Here is a 22,468-nt window from a genome sequence, read left to right as displayed (position 1 = left end):
CGTCATGCCTTGATCAGTCCGGAGCCGTGCAGGGCGTCGGCCGCGGCGGCGACGGTGTCGAACGGCAGCCCGGACCGCTCGGCGACGTCCAGCAGGCTGTGCTCGCCGTCGGAGAGACTGAGCACCCAGAGCATGGCCATCTCGGCCTGCTTCGCGTCGCTGCGGCCGCCGAGCGAGTCGTACAGCCCACGGCGGCCCAACTGGGGCTCACCGTAGGGGCTGAGGTTGAGGTACCGCCGGTTGCGGTCGAGGACGGCGAACGCCTCGCGGCAGACGGCGAGCGTGTCCGCCATCGCCTCCGGGGAGACGAGGTCCGGGTTGTCCGCCGAGGTGTGATACTCGGGGTAACCCGCGTACGGGGTCCGGCTGAGCGAGCCCACGCCGAGGTCGAACCCGGGCGAGCAGTACTGCCGCTCGTCGTAGCCGTACGGAGTGAACTCGGTGACGTGGTGCGGGCGTTCGGACGCGCGCAGCACGTGCCGCATCACCCGGTCGATCTCCGCGTCGCCGCGCCTGCTCTGCTTGTACGTCAGCCGGCCCGGGTCACCGGCGCAGGCCAGCACCAGCCCGTGCTTGACCCGATCGATCCGCTCCGCGTTGCGGGCCAGCCAGGTGATCGCCCCGATGGTGCCGGGCGCGAAGACGAACCGGTAGGTGTAGTACGGCGTTTGCTCCGCCAGCGCCCGCGCCAGGAACGTGGCCACCGCGATGCCGGCCAGGTTGTCGTTGGCCAGCGACGGGTGGCAGACGTGGCAGGAGACGATCACCTCGTCGGCGACCTGCCCGGGGACCACGTGCTCGGCGTAGGTGAGGTGGCCGTCGGCGAGCGTGGAGTCGACGCGCACCTCGTACTCGCCGTCCGGCAGCGCGTCCAGGGTCTCCTGGGCCAGGCAGAACCCCCATTGCGGCTTGTAGTAGCTGGTGCGGTACGGCACCCAGGACGGGTGGTCCGGCAGGGTGTGCAGGTGCGGGCGCAGCTCGGCCAGCGGCATGGTCGCCGACACCGGCACGCTGTAGCCGAGCACGTGCAGGTTGGACGCGGCGAAGTCGACGACCCGGTTGCCCGCGGTGTCGGCGACGTACGCGTCCCGGATGTTCCACTCCTGCGGCACCGTCCAGTCGAGCACCTGGGTGCCGGTCGGCACCTCGTGCACCTGCAGCGGGACGTACTCGCCGACGATCCTCAGGGTGGCGCGCACACCGTCGCCGGTGATGCTCCGGCACAGCGGGTACAACCGCTCCACCAGCGCGTGCATCTCCTCGCCGACCGCGGTCACCGGCGCCACCGCAGGGTGTCGTCGACGGTGCCCGCGTCGGACGCCGCGCGCAGCACGGCGAGGCGGGTGAAGCGGCGCTCGAAGTCCTCCCGGGTCAGCCCGTGCTTCCGGTAGGCGTCGGCGAGTTCGAGCGCGCCCTGCTTCACCGTCCACTCGCAGTCGAAGCCGGGTATCGCGGCGCGGAACCGGGAGAAGTCCACGCGGTACGACCGCGGATCGGCACCGGTCTCCCCGGTGATCACCACCTTCGCGCCGGACACCGCCTCGGCGACCTGCTCGGCGATCTCGGCGACCGTGACGTTGTTGGTCTCGCTGCCGATGTTGAACGCCCGGTCGTGCACCGCTTCCCGCGGCGCGGTCAGCGCGGCCGCGAAGGCCCGTGCGATGTCGGCGGCGTGCACCAGCGGACGCCAGGGGGTGCCGTCGGAGAGCACCAGCACCTCGCCGGACAGGAGGGCGTGGCCCACCAGGTTGTTCAGCACGATGTCGGCGCGCAGCCGGGGGGAGTAACCGAAGGCGGTGGCGTTGCGCATGAACACCGGGCTGAAGTCGCCGTCGGCCAGCGCGTGCAGATCGTCCTCCACCCGCACCTTGGACTCCGCGTACGGCGTCACCGGGCGCAGCGGGGCGTCCTCGGTCACCAGCTCGTCACCCCCGGCGGCGCCGTAGACCGAGCAGGTCGACGCGTACAGGAAGCGCCGCACTCCGGCGTCGCGGGCCAGCCGGGCCAGCCGCACGGACGCGTGGTGGTTGATGTCGTAGGTGAGCTCCGGCGCCAGCGAGCCCAGCGGGTCGTTGGACAGGGCGGCCAGGTGGATCACGGCGTCCACCCCGGCCACGTGGTCGGCCGTGACGTCACGCAGGTCCACCCGGTGCCCCGCGGGGTCGGCGGGCGCCGGGCCCAGCAGGCAGTCGGCGAACAGGCCGGCGTCGAGGCCGGTGACTTCGTGCCCGGCCGCCGTGAGCACCGGGGCCATCACGGTGCCCAGGTAGCCCTGGTGTCCGGTCAGCAGTACGCGCAAGGTTCAATCCCCCAGGTCGAGAGTGAGTTTGGTGACGGTGAACGCCTCGGCGTAGCGCGCGTGGCATTCGATGCCGCGGATCCGCGCGAGGCCGAGGAAGGCCTCCCGGTCGTACCAGGGCCGGTGCCGCTGCGAGGGGTAGTGCTCCTGCAGCAGCCGCACCTTCTGTTCGGCGATTTCCGGCGACAGCGGCTGGTAGGCCGTCGGACGGCCGAGATCGGCGTCCCATTTGACGATCTCGTAGCCGAGCACGAGGTGGTCGCGGAACGCGGTGGGTATCAGCCGCGCCAGGCCGCGGTGGTCCTGGTGCGCGTCGTCGGTGCGCGGGGCCAGCACGAGCTCCGGCTCGCTCCGCTCGCGCAGCTCCTCGACGGCGGCCTTGGCCTCGTCCCAGTGCGCGGGCAGCCGCCCGTCCGGCAGCTTGTGGACGGTCAGCCGCAGGTCTGCGCCCGGGCAGAAGGCGGCGAGCGCGGCCCGCTCCTCCTGCTCCCGCTCGCTGCCGCCGCCGGAGAGCACCAGCGCGTCGACGCGGATGCCCGGCCGCGCGCGGCACAGCGTCAGCAGCGTGCCACCGGCGCCGATGGCGATGTCGTCGCAGTGCGCGCCCACCGCGACGATCCGGTCCAGGGGCCCGGCCCCGAGCCGGATCACGCCCTCACCCCGGCGGTGTCCCGCTCCCACACGGCCCACGGGCGGTCGCCCCGGGCGTAGGCGGCGTCGAGTGCGGCCCGCTCCTTCACGGTGTCGGTCGGCTTCCAGAAACCGCGGTGCTGGTGGGCCATCAGGCGGCCGCGCTTGGCCAGTTGGGCGCATCCGTCGGCGACCAGGTCGCCGTTCTCCGGGATGTGGTCGAAGACCTCCTGGCGGAGCACGAAATAGCCGCCGTTCTCCCACAGCGGCAGTTCGCTCACCGCGGTGATGCCCCCCACCAGGCCGTCCTCGCCCAGGTCCACGCAGTGGAACGAGGACTGCGGCGGCACCACCATCATCGACGCGCCGGCGTCGCGCCGGGCGAACCGGTCGATCATCTCCGGCAGCGGGGCGTCGGTGAGCACGTCGGCGTAGTTGGCGAGGAACATCTCGTCGCCGTCCAGGTGGTGCCGCACCCGGCGCAGCCGCTCCCCGATCGGCGACTCGATGCCCGTCTGCGCGAACGTGATCGTCCAGTCGGCGATGTCGGTGGACAACAGCTCGGTCTTCCCGCCCCGCAGCACGAAGTCGTTGGACGTGGTCTCTTCGTAGGTGAGGAAGAAATTCTTGATGTGGTGCGCCCCGTAACCGAGGCACAGGATGAACTCCGTGTGCCCGAAGTGCGCGTAGTAGCGCATGACATGCCAGATCAGCGGCCGCGGGCCCACCATCGCCATCGGCTTGGGCACGTCGTCGGAGGCTCCGCTGCGCATCCGCATCCCGTAACCGCCGCAGAACAGGACGACCTTCATGCTGCAACCTCTTTCACGACGTGGCCTCGACAATGCTCAGTTCCGGTATGGGGAAGACCAACCGGCCGCCCCAGTCGTGCACGAAGGACAACTGCTCGACCAGCTCGTCCCGCAGGTTCCACGGGAGGACGAGGACGTAGTCCGGCCGGTCGGCGGCGATCCGCTCGGGCGGCAGGATCGGGATGCGGGTGCCCGGGGTGAACCTGCCGTGCTTGTACGGGTTGCGGTCGACCGTGTACGCGAGCAGGTCGGGCCGGATGCCGCAGTGGTTGAGCAGGGTGTTGCCCTTGCCCGGGGCGCCGTAGCCGACCACCGTCTCGCCGCGCTCGGCCGCCTCGACGAGGAACCGCAGGAGGTCCCGGCGCACCTTGGCCACCCGGGCGGAGAACTCGGTGTACCCGGACAGCTCCTGCAGCCCGGCGGCCTTCTCCCGGTCCAGCACGTCGGCCACCCTCCGGCTGGGCTCCCCGGCCACCTCCGCGGGCCGGGCCCACAGCCGGATGGAGCCGCCGTGCGTGGGCAGCAGCTCGACGTCCACGAGCGCGAGCCCGCCGCTCGCCAGCGCCCGGATCGCGGACGCGACCGTGTAGTACTGGAAGTGCTCGTGGTAGATCGTGTCGTACTGGTTCTTCTCGATCAGGGTCAGCAGGTGCTGCACCTCGATGGAGACCCAGCCGTCGTCGGCGACCAGGGCGCGCAGCCCCTGGGTGAACCCGACCACGTCGGGGATGTGCGCGTACACGTTGTTGGCCACGACCAGGTCCGCCGGGCCGTGCTCGGCGCGGACGGCCGCGCCGGTGGCCGGGGACAGGAACTCCGTGAGCGTGGGCACACCCGCGTCCCGCGCCGCGGCGCCGACGTTCACCGACGGCTCGATGCCGAGGCAGCGGATCCCGCGGTCCACCACGTGCTTCAGCAAGTACCCGTCGTTGCTCGCGACCTCGACGACGAAGGCGTCGGTGCCGAGCCCCACCCGCCGCACGGCGTCGGCGACGTACGTGCGCGCGTGCTCCACCCAGGAGGTCGAGTAGGAGGAGAAGTACGCGTACTCGCTGAACGTCTCCTCCGGGGTGATCAGCGGAGGGATCTGCGCGAGCCAGCAGTCGGTGCAGACCCGCAGATGCAGCGGGTACGCGGGCTCCGGCTGGTCCAGTTGGTCCGTGGCGAGAAAACTCTCGCACGGCGGGGTCGCCCCCAGGTCGACGACGCTCGCCAGCGCCGCCGAGCCGCAGAGTCTGCATCGTGTCATCTACTGCCCCCATCCCTGCCCGCGCGGGTGCCCCGCCGCGAGCCGGCGTTTTCGTTCCCTGAAGGCGGCGGGCCGTCCCCGCCGCCGGACCGCACCGCGATCGCGGTGCGGTACCCCTCCACCAGGCGCTCCAGACCGACGGCCGGGCTGAACCCCTGCTCGTAACGGCGCCGGGCCGCCTGGCCCATCTGTTGGTTGCGGTCCTGCCCGGCCGTGATCCGGCGCAGGCAGGACGCGAGCGAGGCGGGCTCGCCCGGCCGGTGCAGCAGCCCGGTCATCCCGTCCTCGACGAGTTCGGTGAAGGCGCCGTGCCCGGCGGCGACGGCCGGGACCCCCGCCGCCATCGCCTCCACGACCACCAGGCCGAACGCCTCCAGCCACGTCGAGGGAGCCACCACGGCGACCGACCGCGCGATGGCCTCCCGGCACCGGGCCGGGTCGTACAGGCCGACGTACCGCACGTCGTCCCGGCCCGCCGCCCAGGCGGTCACCTCCCGCTCCAGCGGCCCCGCACCGGCGATCACGAGCGGTACGCCCACACCGCCGCTCGCCGCGATCCCGTCCCACGCGGCCATGAGCAGCCGCACGCCCTTGGCCTCCGCGAGCCGGCCGAGATAGAGCAGATGCTCGCCCGCGCCCGATCGGCGCACGCCCGGCTCGGGCACGAAGTTGTGCTTCACCGCCAGCCGTTCGGCCGGCATGCCGGCCCGCACCAGGACGTCGCGCTGCGCCGCGGAGATGCAGAAGAACCGCTCCACTCCGGACCACCACCGCCGCCGGTTGACCGACAGGCTGACCGCGAGCGGCACCGTCGCCAGCCGGGAGCCCCGGTAGCAGCCGTGCCGGACGGCGGGCAGCGGCGCCGAACCGACGCACTCGGTGCACGGCCGGCCGTCCCGCTGCAGCGTGCCGGGCGGGCAGACCTGGGTGTAGTTGTGCAGCGTGGCGACGGCGGGCACACCGGCGTCGGCACAGGCGGCCAGCACCGCGGGCGACAGGAGCGGGAAGACGTTGTGGACGTGGACGACGTCCGGCCGCTCGGTGCGCAGCCGGGCGGCGAGCTCCGCACGGACCGCCGGGTTCCACGGCACCAGCAGGGGCACCGCGGCCTTGCCCGGCAGGGACCGGGCGGCGATGTCGTCGCTGCGCCGTTCGAACAGCTCGACCCGGTGGCCGGCCGCGCGCAGCAGCTCGACCTCCTGGTCGACGACCTTGTTCTCGCCGCTCGGCTGCGCCGAGGAGTAGCGGTTGTGCACCACGAGTACGCGCATGTCTGCGGTCACCTCCGATCCCCGGCCCATCGCGGGGTACGTCGTCGAGGGGCTCCGGGTGTCGCGAGGGACGTCGCGAGGGGCTCGGCCGCGGCGGGTGTCGCCAGCAGCGAGGCGGCCACGGCCAGATGCAGCAGATACGGCGAGGCGTCGCCCAGCCCCGCCTCGGTGTACGACGCGATCGCGCAGTAGCTGATCAGGAAGATCGCGCAGGCCCTCGACAGCGACGGCGGCCGCAGCAGCGCGACGCCGCCGAGCACGACGAAGACCGCCGCCACGATGGCCGCGCCGGTCAGGCCCTGCTCGTTGTAGACGGCCAGCCAGCTGTTGTCGATCGGCAGCCCGCCGAACGACTTGTCGCCCAGGCCCACGCCGAACAGCTGCTCCGTGGTCGTCCGGGGCGCTGCCAGCAGGGCGTCCCAGACCTTGGCCCGGCCGGTGAGGTTGGAGAAGTTCTCCTGGCTCTGCCCGCGCAGGAACCACGTCTGCAGCGCGGAGCTGAGCCCCACCGCGGCCACCACGGCGCACAGCACCGCCCAGGTGAAGAACCGGCGGGCCGCGGCGCTGGTCAGGACGAGCGAGCCGACCGCCAGCGTCAGCCCGATGAACAGGCCGAGCGTGGCCGTCCGGGTATGGGTCAGCGCGAGCAGGGCGAGTGACGGCACGATGACCACCGCCGCGCTGGCCCTGTCGGTCCGGCGGCCCAGGACGAGCAGCACGGCGAGCCCGGTGATCACCGCGGCGTACTGCCCGATCTGCGGTGGCGTGAGCGGCCACAGCGCGCCGACCAGCCGCCCGCCGTAGAGGTCGGGCATGGCCGCGCCCGGTGAGGCGACCAGGCCGGCGGCCACCGACCCGAGCACCGCGAAGTACATCCGGATGTGGTGCCGGACGAACGTCATGCCGCCGTCCCACCAGCGGCTGAGCAGCCACAGCGTGCCGATGAAGAGAGCCAGCCGGGAGCACCGGAACAGCGCGCCGAACCCGGACTGCAGGTGCGCACTGGAGATCACGCTCGGCACCAGCAGCAGGGTGAGCAGGAACAGGAAGGCACCGGCGTGGACGCGCAGCCGGAGGTTGAGCGCGAGCGCCAGCGTGAACGCGGCGACCAGCGAGCCCATGGTGACCAGCTGGATGAGGGAGCGGGGCAGCGGGACGATGGTCTTCGCCCCGGCGGAGCCGAGCGTGTTGAGGATCAGCAGCCCCCAGACCATGCCGACGGTCTTCGGTGTGCTCCTCGGTGTGCTCCTCGGTGTGTTGGCAGGGCACGGTCCGGCGCCGGGCCGCGTGCCCGCCGTGTCCGGTCCGCCCGGCGGCCCGCCGCGCGTCGGGTTCCCGCCCATCTCAACCACCGGCCCGTGGGGCGAGGGTGCTGCCCGCGTCCTGCTGGTACGGCGTGCCCTGCCACTGCCCGAAGTCGAGCACCCGGCTCGGGTCGTGGGCGACGAACTTCCACGGTCCGGTGTAGGTGTTGTCGTGCCAGCGGTTGTGCTGCTTGAGGGTGATCGCCTCGGCCACCCCTTCGCCCTGGTACGGCGACCAGTCCGGATAGGTGCCGTAGTTGGCCAGCACGGCCATGCGGTCGCACTTCGCCGTGCAGTGGACGACGGACGGGTCCAGCACGAAGCGGTTGTCGTGGATGTCCACCCGCTGGGTCTTCCACCGGCAGTCGGCGTAGAGCGGCGCGCCGGCGATCGCCGACTTCACGCAGCGGTCGGAGTGCCGCACCAGCAGCGTGCAGTCGCCGGACGAGGTGTTGGCCGGGCTGTTGCAGAACCGGTCGGCGTTCTCCCACAGGGTGATTCCGGACCAGTTGTTCTCCAGCACGTTCCGGTAGATCTCGATCTTGTCCGTGCGGGCCCGGACCCGTGGTTCGCCGCCGGACTCGGACAGGTAGACGGCCGGATAGGGGAAGCTGTCGCCGCGGTCGGCGTACTTGCGGCCCTCGACCCAGTTGTTCCGCCGGATCGTGTTGTTCCGTACGACCGCGTTGTAGCTGGTCTCGTAGATCAGCGCGGCACCGTCGTTGGCCTCCAGCACGTTGTCCTCGATGCGGAAGTCGTTGTTGTTGGTGTCCGCCCACAACCCGGTCCCGCGGTTGTCGTGCACCCAGTTGCCGCGGATGTCGGCGCCGTTGACGGCCCAGAACTTCACGCCTCCGGTGCAGCCGCAGCCTTCCTGCCGCCGCTCCCAGTCGTCGGTGTTGTTGGCGGTGATCTCGTTGCCCTCGACCACCAGGCCGCTGATGGGGTCGCCGGTCTTGTACGCGTTCATTCCGTACTGTCCGTTGGCGCGCAGGCAGTTGGCGCGGACCTGCTGGCGGGCACCGGCCATCAGCCCGGCGCCGGAGTTGTTCTGGATCGTCGCGTGCTCGATCACCCACCCGTCGGCCGAGTCGTGGTTGACCACGCCCTCGTTCTGCGGCGGGACGAAGCCCTGCACGGTCAGGTAGCGGATGGTGACGTCGCGGGCGGTGCCGCTGAACGCGTACTGGTTGGTCTTCCGGCCGTCGAGCACCGCGCCCGGCGCGCCGAGGTAGCTGTTCCCCTCCTTGGGGACGACCTGGGCGTAGCGGTCCGATTCGAGTGTGTGCTTGCCCGGCCGGAGCCAGAACGTGGTGTTCGGGGGGCTGCTCTTGGTCTTCGCGGCCAGGTCACCGGTCACCGCGGGGTCGACCGTCACCGCGCCCGCCGGTGCCTTCGCCGGCCCGGCCCCGGGTTTGGCGCACACCTGGGCCACGGACGTGGAGGGCGCCCCGGACGTGGAGGGCGTACCGTCCGCCTCCGCGGGGGCGTCCGACGTGCTCGAACAGCCGGTCGCCGCCAGCAGGACCAGCACCAGTAATGCCGCCGGTAACGTCCGGTTCCGCCACTTGATCACCACACGTCCTCCCTAGCCGTGGAACCTGAGTACGGTGGTGAATCCCTCCGCGCCGTCGGCGGAACCGGTGCCGATCAGCGTCGTGGCGGGTTCCTTGCGTCCGAAGCCCGCGGAGTACCAGCCCAGGGGCGGGCCGGTCTCGCCGCGGTGTGCCCGCCAGCGCAGCTGTCCGGGCAGGTCGAGCACCGCGGAGCGGTCCTCGCCGTCCCGGGTCCAGGTGAGCACCGCCCGGTTCTCCACCAGGTCCGCGGCGATCGCCGGGCCGAGGTGGAACGCCAGGCGCACGGTCCGGCGCGGGCCGCGCACCTCGTCGACCACCCTCAGCTCCCGGCTCGCGGCGGTCAGTTCCACCCGGCGGCGGTGCACGGAGGGCTGGTAGCCGTCCTGCTCGGCAATCCAGCGGGCCACGCCCGCGCCGGACGGGTCCGCGACCAGGACGCGGCTGCGGGCATGCCGGATCCACAGGAACGGGCCGCCGGAGACGGACTGGTCCTCGCCGTCCAGTTGCAGGGTGTTGTGGCCGAGGGTCGACCGGAAGTACCGCCGCCACTCGGGCTGTCCGTGGTAGCAGAACGTCCCCGGGTCGGCGAGCACGTCGACCCCGTCGTGCCGGACCTCCACGGACAGCGCGTCCGCGTGGGCGTGCGCGGCGATGGACAGGAAGCCGTGCGGACCGCCGTCGCAGCGGCACCAGATCTCGCCGGTCTCCTGCGGGCCGCGCAGGATGGTCATGCCCGCGTCGGCGAAGTGGCCCGGCCGGCGTGCCGGGCGGCTCACGGCCGGTACGCTGCGGTCATCAGCGCTGGCCGGCCTCGCGTACGGCCGGATGAGCGCGGCCAGCAGCGGGGTGCGCACATCGGTGCCGGTCACCTCCGGCCACCAGGCGAGCCGGCCGAACACGGCGTCCCCGGTGGCCAGCAGCGAGGCCCAGCGGTCGGTGCCCGCGCCGTCCACGACCAGACCGTGCCCGTCGTCCGCGTCCCCCTGGCGCGGTGGCCGCAGGCGGCTGTCCACGACGGCCGCGAGCGCGTCGGTCATCCGCAGCAGCACCAGCCGGACGGTCGCGGGGACCGGCACACCGGCGGCATCCGCCTCGGCCACCGCTGCCAGGCCGAGCTCCAGCACGAGGCCGTGATACTCGGTGGCCAGCTCGCGGTTGAGGCCGGAGGGGAAGGTGTTGCCGCGCAGATGCCGCTCCAGCGACGCGAGCGCGCCGGACCGCCAACGGGCCGAGGAGGGGAACCAGCCGAACGCGCAGGCCGCCGCGAACTGCCCGGCTGCCTCGGCGATGACGTGGTTGTTCGCCGAGGACCCCCGGCTGGGGAAGGCGGCCAGCCAGCGCTGGTGGTGCCAGATCTGGTTCCGCGCGGCCGGGTTGTCCTCGAACAGCCCGGCCGCGCCCGGCCAGCCGTCGAGCAGCCGGCGGATCCACACCCAGGACAGCAGCCTGATGCCCAGCTCGATGCCGCTGATCCAGTGCACGCCGCGCAGCGGAGGGTTGGCCGCCCACCACGACCGCAGGTGCGCGGCCACGCGCTCGGCGTACCGCTCGTCCCCGGTGATCGCGTAGGCGGCGGCGAGCACGGTGAGGTACTGGTGCCGGGACAGCTCCCAGATCTGCTTGATGTCCCCGACCGCGTCCTCGTTCCGGTACGGCATGTCGAAGGCGTAGCCCCACGGCGCCCGGCGCCCGGTCTTCGGGTCGTACCACCAGTCCGGGTCGGCCAGGTCGTCGCGGCCCACCCCGAAGTACTCGGCGTGCCCTTCCAGCAGCCGGTCCGCCTCGGCGACGAGGCGTTTCGCGGCGTCCGGTGGCACCGCGGCGATCGTCCCGGCGGGCAGGACGGCGGTGAACCGGGCGCCGGTCACACTCGGGCAGTCCGGCGGTGCCGACCGCCACCGCCGCCTGCGCACCGCGTCGCCCGCCCGGCCGCCGACCTCCCGCGGTCCCATCCGGGACAGGCGCCGCAGGTACCAGCCCGCGCTCATGCTCATCGTGCCCTCGCCAGCGTCACCGGCGCGCCGCCGGCCAGGGCGGTCCGGACGGCGAGGGTGGCCGACGTGGTGGCGACCAGCGACTCCAGCGGCACCGGCATCGGCCCGCCGGTCCGCACCGCCTTGACGAACGCGGCCAGTTCGGCGTTCTGGCCCTTGTCCCGGGCCTTGGGCAGCCGCGAACTGACCCACTTCTCAGGGCCGTACACCGAGGCACGGACGAAGTCGTCGAGCCGCAGCACCTTGCCGTCCGCGACGAGGTCCAGCGTCTCCTTGGGGAAGCCGGGCGCGCCGGTGGTGACGTAGCTGATGGTGGCGGTGGACCCGTCCGGGTAGCGCAGCACGACCTGCAGATCCTCGTTGCCGGACGAGGCGACCGCGTACACCGAGACCGGGTCGGCCTGGAGCAGCCAGCTCGCCGTGTCGATGAAGTGCCCGCCCTCACCGGCGAACCGCGAGCCCTCGGTGCCCTGCTGGAGGTACCAGCTGCCGTGCTGGAGCCGGCCCGCGTTGACCAGGTAGCGCAGGTTCGCCGGACCGGTCCGGGCGCCGAACCGCTTCCTGGCCTCCTGCAGCAGTGGCGCGAAACGGCGGTTGAAGCCCACCTGCAGCCGGTCGTTGCCGGACTCCTCGACCGTCGCGAGCACGCCGGCCAGCTCGTCCTCGGTGAGGGCCAACGGCTTCTCCACGAACACCGCCTTGCCGGCCAGCAGTGCCCTTCGGGTCAGTTCGGCGTGCGAGCTGTGCCGGGTGACCACGAACACCGCGTCGACGGCCGGATCGCCGAGCACGGCGTCGAGATCGGTGGTCGCCCCGGCGAAGCCGAACTTCCGCTTCGCGTTGGCCGCGGACAGCGCCGTCGTGGTGACGACTGCCGACAGCGCGACGCCGTCGCGCTCCGCCAGGTGCGGCAGCAGCATCGACGTCGCGTAGTTCCCCGCGCCGACGAACGCCAGCCGCACCGGCCCCCTGGCGGCCCGGGCCGGACTCCGCTGCGTGCTTTTGGTGGACACAGCCACCGCGGGCACGGCCATCACCGGGGCCTCCGCTTCCACCTCCTGCTCCGGATAGCGGAACAGCACGGCCACGGCCTTCAGGTCGCCGTCCTTCAGCCGCCGGTACGTCTCGACGGCGTCGTCGAAGTCGGCGATGTGGGAGACCAGGGGCTCCACGTCGACGCGGCCGCGGGCGACGAGGTCGAGGAAGCACGCCAGGTTGCGGCGCTCGGTCCAGCGCACGTGGCCGATCGGGTAGTCCCGCCCTTCCAGCTCGTACTCCGGGTCGTAGCGCCCGGGGCCGTAACTGCGGGAGAACCGGACGTCGAGCTCCTTCTCGTAGTACGCGTTCCATGGCAGGTCCAGGCGGCACTTGCCGATGTCGACGACCCGGCCGCGGTCCCGGCTCAGCCGGGCGGCCAGCTCGACGGGCTGGTTGCTGCCGCCGCCGGCGGCCAGGTACACCTGGTCCACGCCGTGCCCGTCGGTGAGTTCGGCGACGGCGGCCTCCACCGCCGCGGACGCGGGATCGCCGCAGGCCACGGCGCCCAGGCGCTCGGCGAGCTCGCAGCGCACCGGGTCGGGGTCGGCCCCGACCACGCGGACCCCCGCGGCGGAAAGGAGCTGCACCACCAGCTGCCCGATCAGCCCGAGGCCGATGACCAGCGCCACCTCGCCGAGCTGCGGCTCGCCCTGGCGCACGCCCTGCAGGGCGATCGACCCGACGGTGCCGAAGGCCGCGTGCCGCGGCGCGAGGCCCTCCGGCACCCGGGCGTAGAGGTTCTTCGGCACCCAGTTCAACTCGGCGTGCAGCGCGTGCTCGTTGCCGGCGCAGGCCACGAGGTCGCCGACCTTCACATCGTCGATCCCGGCGCCGACCTGCTCGACCACCCCGCACAGCGAGTAGCCCAGCGGCGTGTAGGAGTCCAGCTTGCCCATCACCTTGCGGTAGGTCGCGGGCACCCCGTTGGTGGCCACGCTCTGCATGACCTTGGCCACCTGGTCCGGCCGGGAGCGGGCCTTGCCCAGCATCGACATGCCGGCCTCGGACACCTTCATGAGCTCGGTCCCGGTGGAGATCAGCGAGTAGGCGCTGCGGACCAGCACACCGCCCGGCTTGCACCCCGGCACCGGCACGTCGAGCACCGCCAGCTCGCCGCTCTTGTAGTTCTGCACAACCTGTTTCACCCGAACTCCTCTGAATTCCTAAGCCGTCAACCGAGTGCTCTGGCCGGACCCAGAGGTCGCGTCGCGATACCAGTACTCGAGGGTCAGCACATGCCACAGATGTTTGGAGAAGTCCCGCTGTCCGGCGGCGTCCTCGGCGACCATGCGCGCCAGCGCGTCGCGGCGCAGGAGCCCGGAGTTGACGAGTACGCCGTCGTGCACCACCTCGCGCACCAGCGGTGCCAGATCCCGGCTCATCCAGGCGCGCAGCGGGGCGCTGAACAGGCCCTTGGGCCGGTAGACGATCTCCCGGGGCAGGACCGAGGTCGCCGCCTCCTTGAGGACGGCCTTGCCCTGCCGTCCGACGATCTTGCGATCACCGGGCACGGTAAACGCCGCCCTGACCACCTCGATGTCCACGTACGGCACCCGCACCTCGGTCGACGCGGCCATGCTCGACCGGTCCGTGTAGGCGAGGTTCAGGCCCGGCAGGAACATCCGGGCGTCGCCCAGGCACATGCGGTTGACGAAGTCGTCGAGATCGTTGTCCTGGTAGACGTCCGCGTGCTCGGTCAGCACGTCCTCGACCGTCCCGGCCAGGTCCGGATCGACCAGGGCGAGCAGCTCCTCCTGGTCGTACATGGTGTAGCTGCGCCGGAACGCGGTCTCCTCCGGCAGGTCGGCGAAGGACAGGAACCGCTTCGCGAAGCGCACCGACCGGTATCCCCGGCGGGCCGTGGCGACCGGCAGCCGGTCCACGGCCGCGGACAGGCCGCGCCGCAGGGGCCGCGGGACGCGCTGGTAGCGCAGCGCGAGCAGGTTGGCCAGGTGCTTGCGGTAACCGGCGAACAGCTCGTCGGCGCCCATCCCCGAGAGCATCACCTTGACCCCGGCCTCCCGGGCGGCCGAGCAGATCAGGAACGTGTTGATCGCGGCGGGGTCGCCGATCGGCTCGTCCAGGTGGTACGTCATCCGCGGCAGCAGGTCGAGCACGTCCGGGGCGATCTCGATCTCGTGCAGGTCGACGCCGAACCGCCCGGCCACCCGCCGGGCGTAGCGCAGGTCGTCCGGCATCGCCTCGAACCTTGCGTCCTCGGCGCGGAACCCGATCGTGTAAGCGGAGATCCCCGGCTGGTGGCGGGCCGCCAGCGCGGTCAGGTAGCTGGAGTCGAGACCGCCGGAGAGGAAGGTCGCCACGGGCACGTCGGAGAGCATGTGGCGCCGGGTCGACTCCTCGACGACGGCGGCCAGGTCCGGCCGCTCGCCGCTCCGGGCCCGCTCCCGGCCCTCGGCGGCGACGTCCCTCAGGTTCCAGAACCGGCCGCGCTCCACCCGCCCGTCGGGCCGGCACCGCAGCCAGCTCCCCGGCGGCAGCTTCTCCGCCTCGCGGAACGCGCAGCGCGAGTCCGGCACCCAGTAGTACAGCAGCGAGGCCACCAGCGCCGCGTGGTCCACCTCCAGCGACCCGCCGGTCACGGCGGCGAGCGCCTTGAGCTCGGAGGCGAACACCAGGCCCGTGCCGCGCCGGAGCAGGAACAGCGGCTTGATGCCGAGCTGGTCGCGGGCGAGCACCAGTTCACCGGTCCGCTCGTCGAAGACCGCGAACGCGAACATGCCGCGCAGCCGGGGCAGGCAGTCCGTGCCCCAGCGCCGCCAGGCCTCCAGCAGCACCTCGGTGTCGGAGGTGCCGCGGAAGCGCACCCCGGCTGCGGCCAGTTCGGCACGCAGCTCGGGCGCGTTGTACAGCTCGCCGTTGTAGGTGAGGGCGAGGCCGCCCGAGACCATCGGCTGGGCGCCGGTCCCGGACAGGTCGATGATGGCCAGCCGGCGGTGCCCGAGGTGCACTTCGCCGTCACCGGCGGGGTGACTGTACCGGCCCGCCCCGTCCGGACCGCGGTGGGCGAGGGTATCGGTGAGCCGGTCGGTCACGGCCTTCCCGTCCGGCCACCGGTACGTGCCTGCGATGCCACACATGTTCTACCGTGCCTCCTGGTCGCTGTCCCGGACCCGTGCTGCGCACATCGGCAGCCGTTCCGTCCGCCGCCGGTCCTCTCCCACTGCGGGAACGGCGTGGGAGGTACCCCCATGGTTCCGCCGGGCCAGCCGTTCGTTGTGGCCGCGCAGCGCGGTGTGCAGCCCGTCCCACAGCGTGCCGTCGGTCCGGTCACGCGGATCGGGGTCGATCAGCACCACACCGATCACCGGAATGCTCAGGTCCGCGAGCTGCCGCGCCACGGTGTGCAGCCAAGCGGCGCTGCCGTGCCCGGCCCGCACGACGAGCACGGTCTGGCCGCCGAGGTACGGGAGGCCGGTCCACGCCGCGCCGGGCGCGACCGAGCCGACGCCGAGCCGGTACTCCTCGTGCGGCACGTCCGCGGCATGCTCGCGGCGGACCACGGCCGGGCCTCCCGGCTCCTGGCGGCGGTCGGCGAGCTGCGGGCCGGGCAGACCGTCGACGATCACCACCGGCCCGTCCGGTGCCAGTGCCTCGGCGAGGTCCAGGGCGATCACGCTCGTGCTGTGCGCACAGCCCAGCTCCAGCAGCGACACCGGTTCCGTGGAGCCGCGCACGGTGCGGGCCAGGGTCGTGGCGAGCCGTTCGCGCGCCGCCCGGGTCCGTCGGCGCTGCCACGGCCCGGCCTGCCGACGGGGCACGTGGCGCAGTTCCGCGATGACCGAGGCGCCCAGGTTCGCCGCGATCTCCCGGCGCAGCACGGGGCGGTCCGCCACCACCGTGCCGACCGCGGCCACCGCGAGCCCGAGGACGAGTCCGAGGACGAGCCCGATCGCGGCGTCGGTGAGCGCGGCCTTGGGCAGGGAGTGCCGCACCGCGCGCGGGGCGTCCACGATCTGCGTGCCGGAGATGAGTCTGGGTGTGCCGGTGCGCGCGTCCGCGGCGCGCTGGTCGAAATCGGAGATCCGCGAGTTGAGTTCGGCCCGGCGGGCGAAGAGCGACTCGATGCTCGCCGACGCTTTCGGGTCGCTGCCCGGTGACCGGTCCCCGATCGCCTTGTTGACCTGGGCGAGTTCGTCCCGCATGCGGTCCCGCTGGTCGAGCAGGGCCTGCGCCTCGGCCTTCGCGGCCTCCCGCATCCGTCCCACATGGTCCGCGACGAACGCGTCGGCCAGCGCCTTGGCCCGGGCCACCGCCTCCGCGTCGCTGCCGCCCGTCACATCGATCTGCAGCAGGTTGTTGGTCAGGCCGGTACCCCGGTAGGCCCCCATGAAGTCCTCCGGTTTCTCCGAGGACTTGAGGGACCGCAGGGCCCTGTCGGCGATCTGCGTGGTCTGCAGCAGCGCGACGTCGGTGCGGATCAGCGTTCCGGAGTCGTTCGGCTGGTCCGCCTGATGCGCGACCAGCACCTTGGTCACCGCGGTCGGCGGTGGCGGCAGCAGGACGGCCACCACCGCGCCGATCAGCAGCCCCAGCAGCGCCATGGAACACCAGAGGCGGCGGCGCCTGCGCACCGCCACCACCAGCGCTTGCAGGTCCAGCAGCGGAGCGGCGGCCGACGACTCCGCGTCCGCAGTCGTGCTCGTCACACAGAACCCCCCGTCGCGTGGCCGCGCACCGCGAGCGCCGGAGCGGCGCTGTCCGGAGGACGGCCGACAGCCCGCGCCGGACGGGCCCGGACCGTGCAGGCGACGACGGTGCCGACGACCTCGTGCCCCGCGTCCGCACACGCCTCGGCGATGCCGGCGAGCTCCTCCGCGGTCCGGCTGCCCACGCCGATCACGACCAGGGCACCGGACCCGGTGTCGCGGGCCGGCACCGTCGGCCGGGACACCGAAACCTCCACCACCCGCAGCATGGGGCCTCCCCTGCTCGAAGAGCTTGGGGAAGGACCGCTCTTGGCCTCGGCGACGAGCTGCCCGGCGGCCCGGCGGGCGACCTCGTCGCCGTCCGGTACGACAACCAGCAGCCGCCGGGGGGCCGGTAACCGCTCCCGGAGGCGATCGCACACCCGCCGGTAGCGGAGCCGCCTGTCGGCCTCGTCGCCGGACAGCCGCGGGGCCGGTACGTCCCACCGGGTGTCGACGCCCAGCAGCCGGCGGACCCTGGCCCGCGGGCCACGGCCTTCCGGCCGGTGCGCGGGCCGTTCATCGGGTACGTCGACGGTGCCCAGCAGCGTCGAACCCAGTGCCGCGGCGATCTCCGGTTCGGTGCGCAGCCGGCGATTCACCCGCGCGGCGGCGAGATGACCGACGACCGCGAGCAGGAAGAACAGCAGCGCCCCGCCGACGACGAGCTGCGTCCTCGTCGGCGGTGCCTCGCCGGTCGGACGGGCCGCCGGTCCCATGACGACCATGCCGGCCTTGTTGACCGCCGGATCGGCCTGGTCCAGTTTCTTCATGGCCGCCTGCAGCGCGGTGCGCAGCTTCTCCAGTTCGGTGCGGGCCTGCACGCTCTCCACGCTCTGCCCCGGACCGGCCGCGTTGGCCAGGTCGGTGATGCGGCGGTTGGTCTCCTCCACCTTCTGCCGCAGTGCCTCGGGCCCCGTGGTCGCGTCGGGGTCGCTGGTGTCGCCCGCGATCCGTGCGGCGAAGGTGACGAACTGCCGGGCCACCTGGTCGGAGAGCCGCTGCGCGCGCTCCGGAGTGCCGGCCGTACCCGAGATCTTGATGATGTTCCCGTCGGCGGCCTTGGCGCTCACCCGGTCCCGCAGCGCGCCGCCGCCGCCGACGCCCGTCCAGCCGAGCGCGGCGGCCGCGCGGTCGACCACCGTCGAACTGGTCGCGATCTCCGCCTGGGTCAGCAGCGCGCGCTCCTCCCACTGCCCCGGCAGCAGGACCGACGCCGACGCCGTGAAGCGCGGCGGGAACAGTGCCGAGGCGCCGTAGCCGACGAGCGCGCCCACCGCGGTGAGGACGACGAGAAGCCGCCAACGCCGGTGGAGAATCCGCCCGATCGTGACCAGGCGTATCGTGTCATCGCTCAACGGCGCGGCCTCCTCCCGGGCCGGACCGGGGCGCCGCCCGCCGGCACCGGGGCGCGGTCACGGCAGGCGGCGGCGTAGGCGGCGAGCAGCGACTCCTGCGAGTTCCGCCAGGAGAGCTGTCCGCCGATCCGCTCCTGGCCGATCTTGCCCATTTGGGCCCGCTTCTCCGGATCGTCCAGCAGCAGCGCGACGAGCCGGGCGAATGCGGCCTCGTCGTTGGCGGGCGCGTAGACGGCGGCGTCCCCGGCGGAGACCCGCGCCTCCCGGAGGTCGAACGAGACGATCGGCCGGCCCATCGCCATGTACTCCAGGACCTTGTTCATGGTCGACACGTCGTTGAGCGGATTGCGCGGGTCGGGGGAGAGGCACACGTCCGCGGTGGACAGGTAGCGCACCAGATCGGCGTCCGGGACGCGCCCGGTGAACTGCACCTGCTCGGAGAGCCCGAGCCGCCGGGACAGCGCCACCATCGCGTCGAAGGCGTCGCCCGCGCCGACGAACACCGCGTGCCAGTCGGTCCGCCCGAGCTCGTCGCGCAGCTTCGCGAGGGCCCGCAGGGCGTAGTCGACGCCGTCCTGAGGCCCCATGACGCCCAGGTAGCACAGCAGATGGGGCTTGCCGCGCTTCAACTCCGGCTCCGGCGGTACTGGTTGGAATCGGTCGGTCTGGGGCGCGCTGCGCACCACGAAGACGTCCTCCGGCCGCCGCCCGCCCCGGCGTATCGCGACGTCCCGGTAGCTCTCGTTCGTGGCGAGCACGACGTCCGCGGCCCGGTAGGTCAGCCGTTCCAGTCCGCACACGGCGCGGTAGAGCAGGTCCTCGCCGCGGCCGAACCGGGAGAGGTACAGCTCGGGCACCAGGTCGTGCTGGTCGAAGACGAACCGCGCGCCGTGCCGCTTCAGCCACAGTGCGGGCAGGAACAGCAGGTCGGGCGGGTTGCAGGCGTGGACGACGTCGACCGGGCCGACCGTGCGGGCCAGCCGGGCCGTGTGCCACAACGCAGATCCGTACTCCCGCAGATAGCCGGCCGGGCCTCCGGTGGCCGCGCGCAATGGGTAGCGGTGGATCCGCACCCCGTCGATCTCGGCCTCCGGCTCCGTGTCCCGCGTACGCCCCCGGGGGCAGATGACGTGCACTTCCCAGCCCGCGTCGCGCAGCGTCGTGCACTCCTGCCACACCCGCCGGTCGAACGGCACTGACAGGTTCTCCACCAGGACCAGCGCGCGGCGGCCCGGCCGGCCGCCGCGGGTCGTGTCACCGGTCGCGTCACCGGTTGCGTCACCAACTGCGCTACCAGACAAGGCCCACGTACCCCGGTTCGGTCCGGCGCGCCTCGGCGTCGGGCATGCGGACGAGGTCGATGAGCACCGTTCCGTCGCCATGGGGGAGCGCCGACAGCACAGCGGGATCCTTGGTGCCGACCAGGCACACCTCGGCGTGTTCGAGCACCTCGCCGACGGAGTCCACGAGCAGCTGCGCGATGTGCGGCAGCCGGGTCTCGATGTACTCGCGGTTCGCGCCGAGCAGCCGGGACAGGCTCACGTTGGCGTCGTGGATCCGCAGGTCGTACCCCTTGCCGATAAGTCTCTCCGCCAGCTCGACGAGCGGGCTCTCGCGGAGGTCGTCGGTGCCGGGTTTGAAGGACAGCCCGAACAGGCCCGCCCGGCGCTTGCCGGTGCGCTCGACGAGATCCACCGCGCGCTGCAGATGGTCGGAGTTGGAGGGCAGTACGTGGGAGAGGATGGGCACCGAGACGTCGGCCCGCCGCGCCGCGTGGACCAGGCTGCGCAGGTCCTTGGGCAGGCAGGAGCCGCCGAAGGCGAAGCCGGGCCGCAGATAGGCGGGGCTGATGTTCAGCTTGCGGTCGGCCAGGAACACGTCCATCACCTGGTGCGGGTCCACCCCGAGCGCCTGGCACACCGCGCCCAGCTCGTTCGCGAAGCCGATCTTGAGGCCGTGGAACGCGTTGTCCGCGTATTTGATCGCCTCGGCCGTCGGGACCGACACCCGGAACACCTCGCCGGGCAGGCCCTCGTAGAGCGCCGCCACCACGTCGCCGCTCGCCGGGTCGAGCTCGCCGACGACGGTCTTGGGCGGGTCGAAGAAGTCCCGCACGCTGGTGCCCTCGCGCAGGAACTCCGGGTTGACGGCGACCCCGAAGTCCACCCCGGCCGTGCCGCCGGTGTGCTTCTCCAGGATCGGTACCAGCAGGTTCAGGCAGGTGCCCGGGAGCATGGTGCTGCGGAACACGACGGTGTGCCGCCCGTCCTGCCCGTCCCGCTCGGCCACCGCGGCGCCGATCTGCTCGGCGACCCGTTCCAAGTACGTAGTGCACAGGCTGCCGTTGGGCTCCGACGGCGTACCCACGCAGACCAGCGACACCTCGCTGCCCATGATCGCCTCGCGGACGTCGCCGGTGGCGCGTAACGCCCCGGTCCGCACGACCTCGGATATGAGCTCGCCGATCCGCTCCTCGACCACCGGGGTCCTGCCGTCGTTGACCAGGTCGACCTTCGCCTGGTTCACGTCCACTCCGATGACCTCGTGACCCAGGTCGGCCAGGCACGCGGCCGACACGCAGCCCACGTAGCCGAGCCCCAGGACGCTGATCCTCATGACCCGTTCCTCCCCCTGGGCAGGCCCTTGTGGCCTGCCGTCCGCACGTCGGCCGGACGACGCCCCTCGCGCATCAGTAGGCCCCCTGCCCCTGAAGCACCGCACGCAGCGTCTTCCACAAAATCACTGTGTCGAGGGCGAGCGACCAGTCCTCCACGTACCGGAGGTCGAGCCGGACCGCCTCCTCCCACGGCAGGTCGCTGCGCCCGCTGATCTGCCACAGGCCGGTGAGCCCGGGCTTGACCAGCAGCCGCCGCCGGATGTCCGGGTCGTACGCGGCGGACTCCTCCGGCAACGGGGGCCGCGGACCGACGAGCGACATCGAGCCGGTGAGCACGTTGAGAAGCTGCGGGAGCTCGTCGACCGAGTACCGGCGCAGCACCGCCCCCACCCGGGTCACCCGCGGATCCCGGTGGAGCTTGAACAGCAGGCCCGCGCCCTCGTTGCGGTCGGTCAGCGCGGCACGTGCCCCGTGGGCCCCGGCGACCATGGTGCGGAACTTGAAGATGGTGAACTCGCGGCCGTCCTTGCCGATCCTGCGCTGGCGGTAGAGCGCCCCGCCCCGGCTGTCCGCCAGCACGAGCAGTCCGACCAGCACCATCAGCGGCGCGAACAGCATCAGCAGCACCGCCGCGCCCACCCGGTCGACGACCTCTTTGATCACCCGGCGGCCCCCGGTGAAGGTCGGCATGCTGACCCGCAGCAGCGGAATCCCGAGCACCGCGTCGACATGCAGCCGCGGGCCGGCCACCTCCATCAGCACCGGGGCCACGACCATCTCGGCATCGCTGCCTTCGAGATTCCAGGCCAGCCGCTGCAGCCGGTCCGGTGACCAGTGCGGGTCCGGCGTGACCGCGACGACACGGTAGCCGTCGTGGCGGACGTGGTCGGCGACGTCGACCAGCCGGCCGACGACCGGCACTCCGTCCAGCTCGTCACCGTCGAGCGCGAGACCGTGCGGCGTGCACACCGCCTCCACCCGCCAGCCGAGGTGCGGGAACTTGCGGGTCCGGGCGATCAGGTCGCGCACGGTGGCCGGGCTCCCGGCGGCGAGCACCGGGCGCAGGCACCGCCCTTCCTTCCGCTGCCTGTGCAGCCAGAGACGCAGCACATACCGCTCGGTCATGGTGACGAGCGCGATCGCCGGGATCGCGACGAAGATCCAGAGTTTGATGTTGCGCGAGCTGAGGGCGATCCCGCCGAGCGCCAGGACGACGGCCGCCATGAACAGTGAGCGTCCGAGCCGGCGGAATTCCTCGGCGCCCTGGCCGAGTACGGCCGGAGCCCACGACCGGCTCACCGCGAGTGCTCCCAGCACCAGCAGTTCGGTGCCGAAGGCGAGAATTCTCCACTTCTCGTGCCAGTTGGCCGCGTCCCGGACCCCGAAGAATCCGCCGATCGCCGCCACCACGAAGGCGGTGGCCACGGTATCGCTGGTGATCACGATCCGGCGGTACCGCTGCTCCCAGTCGGTCGCGAGCTGGCTGATGGTCCCGTTCCCCGGGCGTCTTCGCGCCGAGGGAAACGGGCTGACTAATCCCCCCTGCCGCACAGGACCCCCCAGGTCGCCTGTGGTACGACGTGTTTGCCTGACACCGTTCCTCCCCCCGGGAG

General features: G+C 72.5%; 16 protein-coding genes. All 16 read right to left on the bottom strand.

All coding sequences use genetic code 11. The features are described 5' to 3' along the window. Positions 1-2 precede the first annotated feature (2 nt). The 16 genes from K6I34_RS01820 to K6I34_RS01745 all read right to left on the bottom strand — a co-directional run bounded on the left by K6I34_RS01820 (position 3) and on the right by K6I34_RS01745 (position 22,406). Positions 3-1,286, bottom strand: a complete 1,284-nt coding sequence (locus tag K6I34_RS01820; RefSeq protein WP_229322200.1) for a DUF4910 domain-containing protein — start codon at positions 1,284-1,286, stop codon at positions 3-5. Beyond that, positions 1,274-2,299, bottom strand: a complete 1,026-nt coding sequence (locus K6I34_RS01815) for an NAD(P)-dependent oxidoreductase (RefSeq protein ID WP_229322199.1) — start codon at positions 2,297-2,299, stop codon at positions 1,274-1,276. Before K6I34_RS01815 ends, K6I34_RS01820 begins: the two co-directional genes overlap by 13 nt. Positions 2,300-2,302: 3 nt before the next feature. Then, on the bottom strand, positions 2,303-2,950 hold the full coding sequence (locus tag K6I34_RS01810; RefSeq protein ID WP_229322198.1) for a PIG-L deacetylase family protein: 648 nt from the start codon (positions 2,948-2,950) through the stop codon (positions 2,303-2,305). Next, positions 2,947-3,741: a glucose-1-phosphate cytidylyltransferase gene (locus K6I34_RS01805; protein WP_229322197.1), complete on the bottom strand. Its 795-nt coding sequence runs from the start codon at positions 3,739-3,741 to the stop codon at positions 2,947-2,949. The genes K6I34_RS01810 and K6I34_RS01805 overlap by 4 nt, the downstream gene beginning before the upstream one ends. A gap of 13 nt (positions 3,742-3,754) precedes the next feature. Then, the gene (locus K6I34_RS01800) at positions 3,755-4,990 is read right to left on the bottom strand and encodes a class I SAM-dependent methyltransferase (RefSeq protein ID WP_229322196.1); all 1,236 of its coding nucleotides are present in this window, start codon (positions 4,988-4,990) and stop codon (positions 3,755-3,757) included. After that, positions 4,987-6,261: a glycosyltransferase gene (locus K6I34_RS01795; protein WP_229322195.1), complete on the bottom strand. Its 1,275-nt coding sequence runs from the start codon at positions 6,259-6,261 to the stop codon at positions 4,987-4,989. Before K6I34_RS01795 ends, K6I34_RS01800 begins: the two co-directional genes overlap by 4 nt. Positions 6,262-6,269: 8 nt before the next feature. After that, positions 6,270-7,604, bottom strand: coding sequence for an O-antigen ligase domain-containing protein (locus K6I34_RS01790; protein WP_229322194.1), 1,335 nt, complete (start codon positions 7,602-7,604; stop codon positions 6,270-6,272). Position 7,605: 1 nt separating this feature from the next. Beyond that, positions 7,606-9,144 (bottom strand): right-handed parallel beta-helix repeat-containing protein, encoded by a 1,539-nt coding sequence (locus K6I34_RS01785; RefSeq protein ID WP_229322193.1) that lies wholly within the window; start codon positions 9,142-9,144, stop codon positions 7,606-7,608. A gap of 9 nt (positions 9,145-9,153) precedes the next feature. Next, positions 9,154-11,136, bottom strand: coding sequence for an alginate lyase family protein (locus K6I34_RS01780; protein ID WP_229322192.1), 1,983 nt, complete (start codon positions 11,134-11,136; stop codon positions 9,154-9,156). Beyond that, complete coding sequence (locus K6I34_RS01775; protein ID WP_229322191.1) at positions 11,133-13,319, bottom strand: bi-domain-containing oxidoreductase; 2,187 nt, start codon at positions 13,317-13,319, stop codon at positions 11,133-11,135. The genes K6I34_RS01780 and K6I34_RS01775 overlap by 4 nt, the downstream gene beginning before the upstream one ends. An 18-nt stretch (positions 13,320-13,337) precedes the next feature. Continuing rightward, positions 13,338-15,272 (bottom strand): asparagine synthase (glutamine-hydrolyzing), encoded by a 1,935-nt coding sequence (gene asnB, locus K6I34_RS01770; protein ID WP_229322190.1) that lies wholly within the window; start codon positions 15,270-15,272, stop codon positions 13,338-13,340. 3 nt (positions 15,273-15,275) lie between these two features. Then, a complete protein-coding gene (locus K6I34_RS01765; RefSeq protein WP_229322189.1) occupies positions 15,276-16,841 on the bottom strand; it encodes a Wzz/FepE/Etk N-terminal domain-containing protein in 1,566 nt (521 codons plus the stop codon). After that, on the bottom strand, positions 16,838-18,238 hold the full coding sequence (locus tag K6I34_RS01760; protein ID WP_229322188.1) for a Wzz/FepE/Etk N-terminal domain-containing protein: 1,401 nt from the start codon (positions 18,236-18,238) through the stop codon (positions 16,838-16,840). The genes K6I34_RS01765 and K6I34_RS01760 overlap by 4 nt, the downstream gene beginning before the upstream one ends. Then, positions 18,235-19,620: a glycosyltransferase family 4 protein gene (locus K6I34_RS01755; protein ID WP_229322187.1), complete on the bottom strand. Its 1,386-nt coding sequence runs from the start codon at positions 19,618-19,620 to the stop codon at positions 18,235-18,237. The genes K6I34_RS01760 and K6I34_RS01755 overlap by 4 nt, the downstream gene beginning before the upstream one ends. Then, on the bottom strand, positions 19,529-20,854 hold the full coding sequence (locus K6I34_RS01750) for a nucleotide sugar dehydrogenase (RefSeq protein ID WP_229322186.1): 1,326 nt from the start codon (positions 20,852-20,854) through the stop codon (positions 19,529-19,531). Before K6I34_RS01750 ends, K6I34_RS01755 begins: the two co-directional genes overlap by 92 nt. A 73-nt stretch (positions 20,855-20,927) precedes the next feature. Continuing rightward, positions 20,928-22,406: a sugar transferase gene (locus K6I34_RS01745; protein WP_229322185.1), complete on the bottom strand. Its 1,479-nt coding sequence runs from the start codon at positions 22,404-22,406 to the stop codon at positions 20,928-20,930. Positions 22,407-22,468: the final 62 nt, after the last annotated feature.

It is taken from the genome of Streptomyces sp. UNOC14_S4, assembly GCF_020740835.1.
GTDB lineage: Bacteria > Actinomycetota > Actinomycetes > Streptomycetales > Streptomycetaceae > Streptomyces.
The sequence above is the reverse complement of the archived record's forward strand: the minus strand, read 5'-3'. Positions and strand labels throughout refer to the sequence as shown.

Excerpts from the sequence above, each read along its gene's own strand:
- K6I34_RS01805 (WP_229322197.1), bottom strand. The coding sequence starts at position 3,741 with ATGAAGGTCGTCCTGTTCTGCGGCGGTTACGGGATGCGGATGCGCAGC.
- K6I34_RS01790 (WP_229322194.1), bottom strand. The coding sequence starts at position 7,604 with ATGGGCGGGAACCCGACGCGCGGCGGGCCGCCGGGCGGACCGGACACG.
- K6I34_RS01795 (WP_229322195.1), bottom strand. The coding sequence starts at position 6,261 with ATGCGCGTACTCGTGGTGCACAACCGCTACTCCTCGGCGCAGCCGAGC.
- K6I34_RS01755 (WP_229322187.1), bottom strand. The coding sequence starts at position 19,620 with ATGGCGACGGAACGGTGCTCATCGACCTCGTCCGCATGCCCGACGCCG.
- K6I34_RS01800 (WP_229322196.1), bottom strand. The coding sequence starts at position 4,990 with ATGACACGATGCAGACTCTGCGGCTCGGCGGCGCTGGCGAGCGTCGTC.
- K6I34_RS01750 (WP_229322186.1), bottom strand. The coding sequence starts at position 20,854 with ATGAGGATCAGCGTCCTGGGGCTCGGCTACGTGGGCTGCGTGTCGGCC.
- K6I34_RS01780 (WP_229322192.1), bottom strand. The coding sequence starts at position 11,136 with ATGAGCATGAGCGCGGGCTGGTACCTGCGGCGCCTGTCCCGGATGGGA.
- asnB (WP_229322190.1), bottom strand. The coding sequence starts at position 15,272 with ATGTGTGGCATCGCAGGCACGTACCGGTGGCCGGACGGGAAGGCCGTG.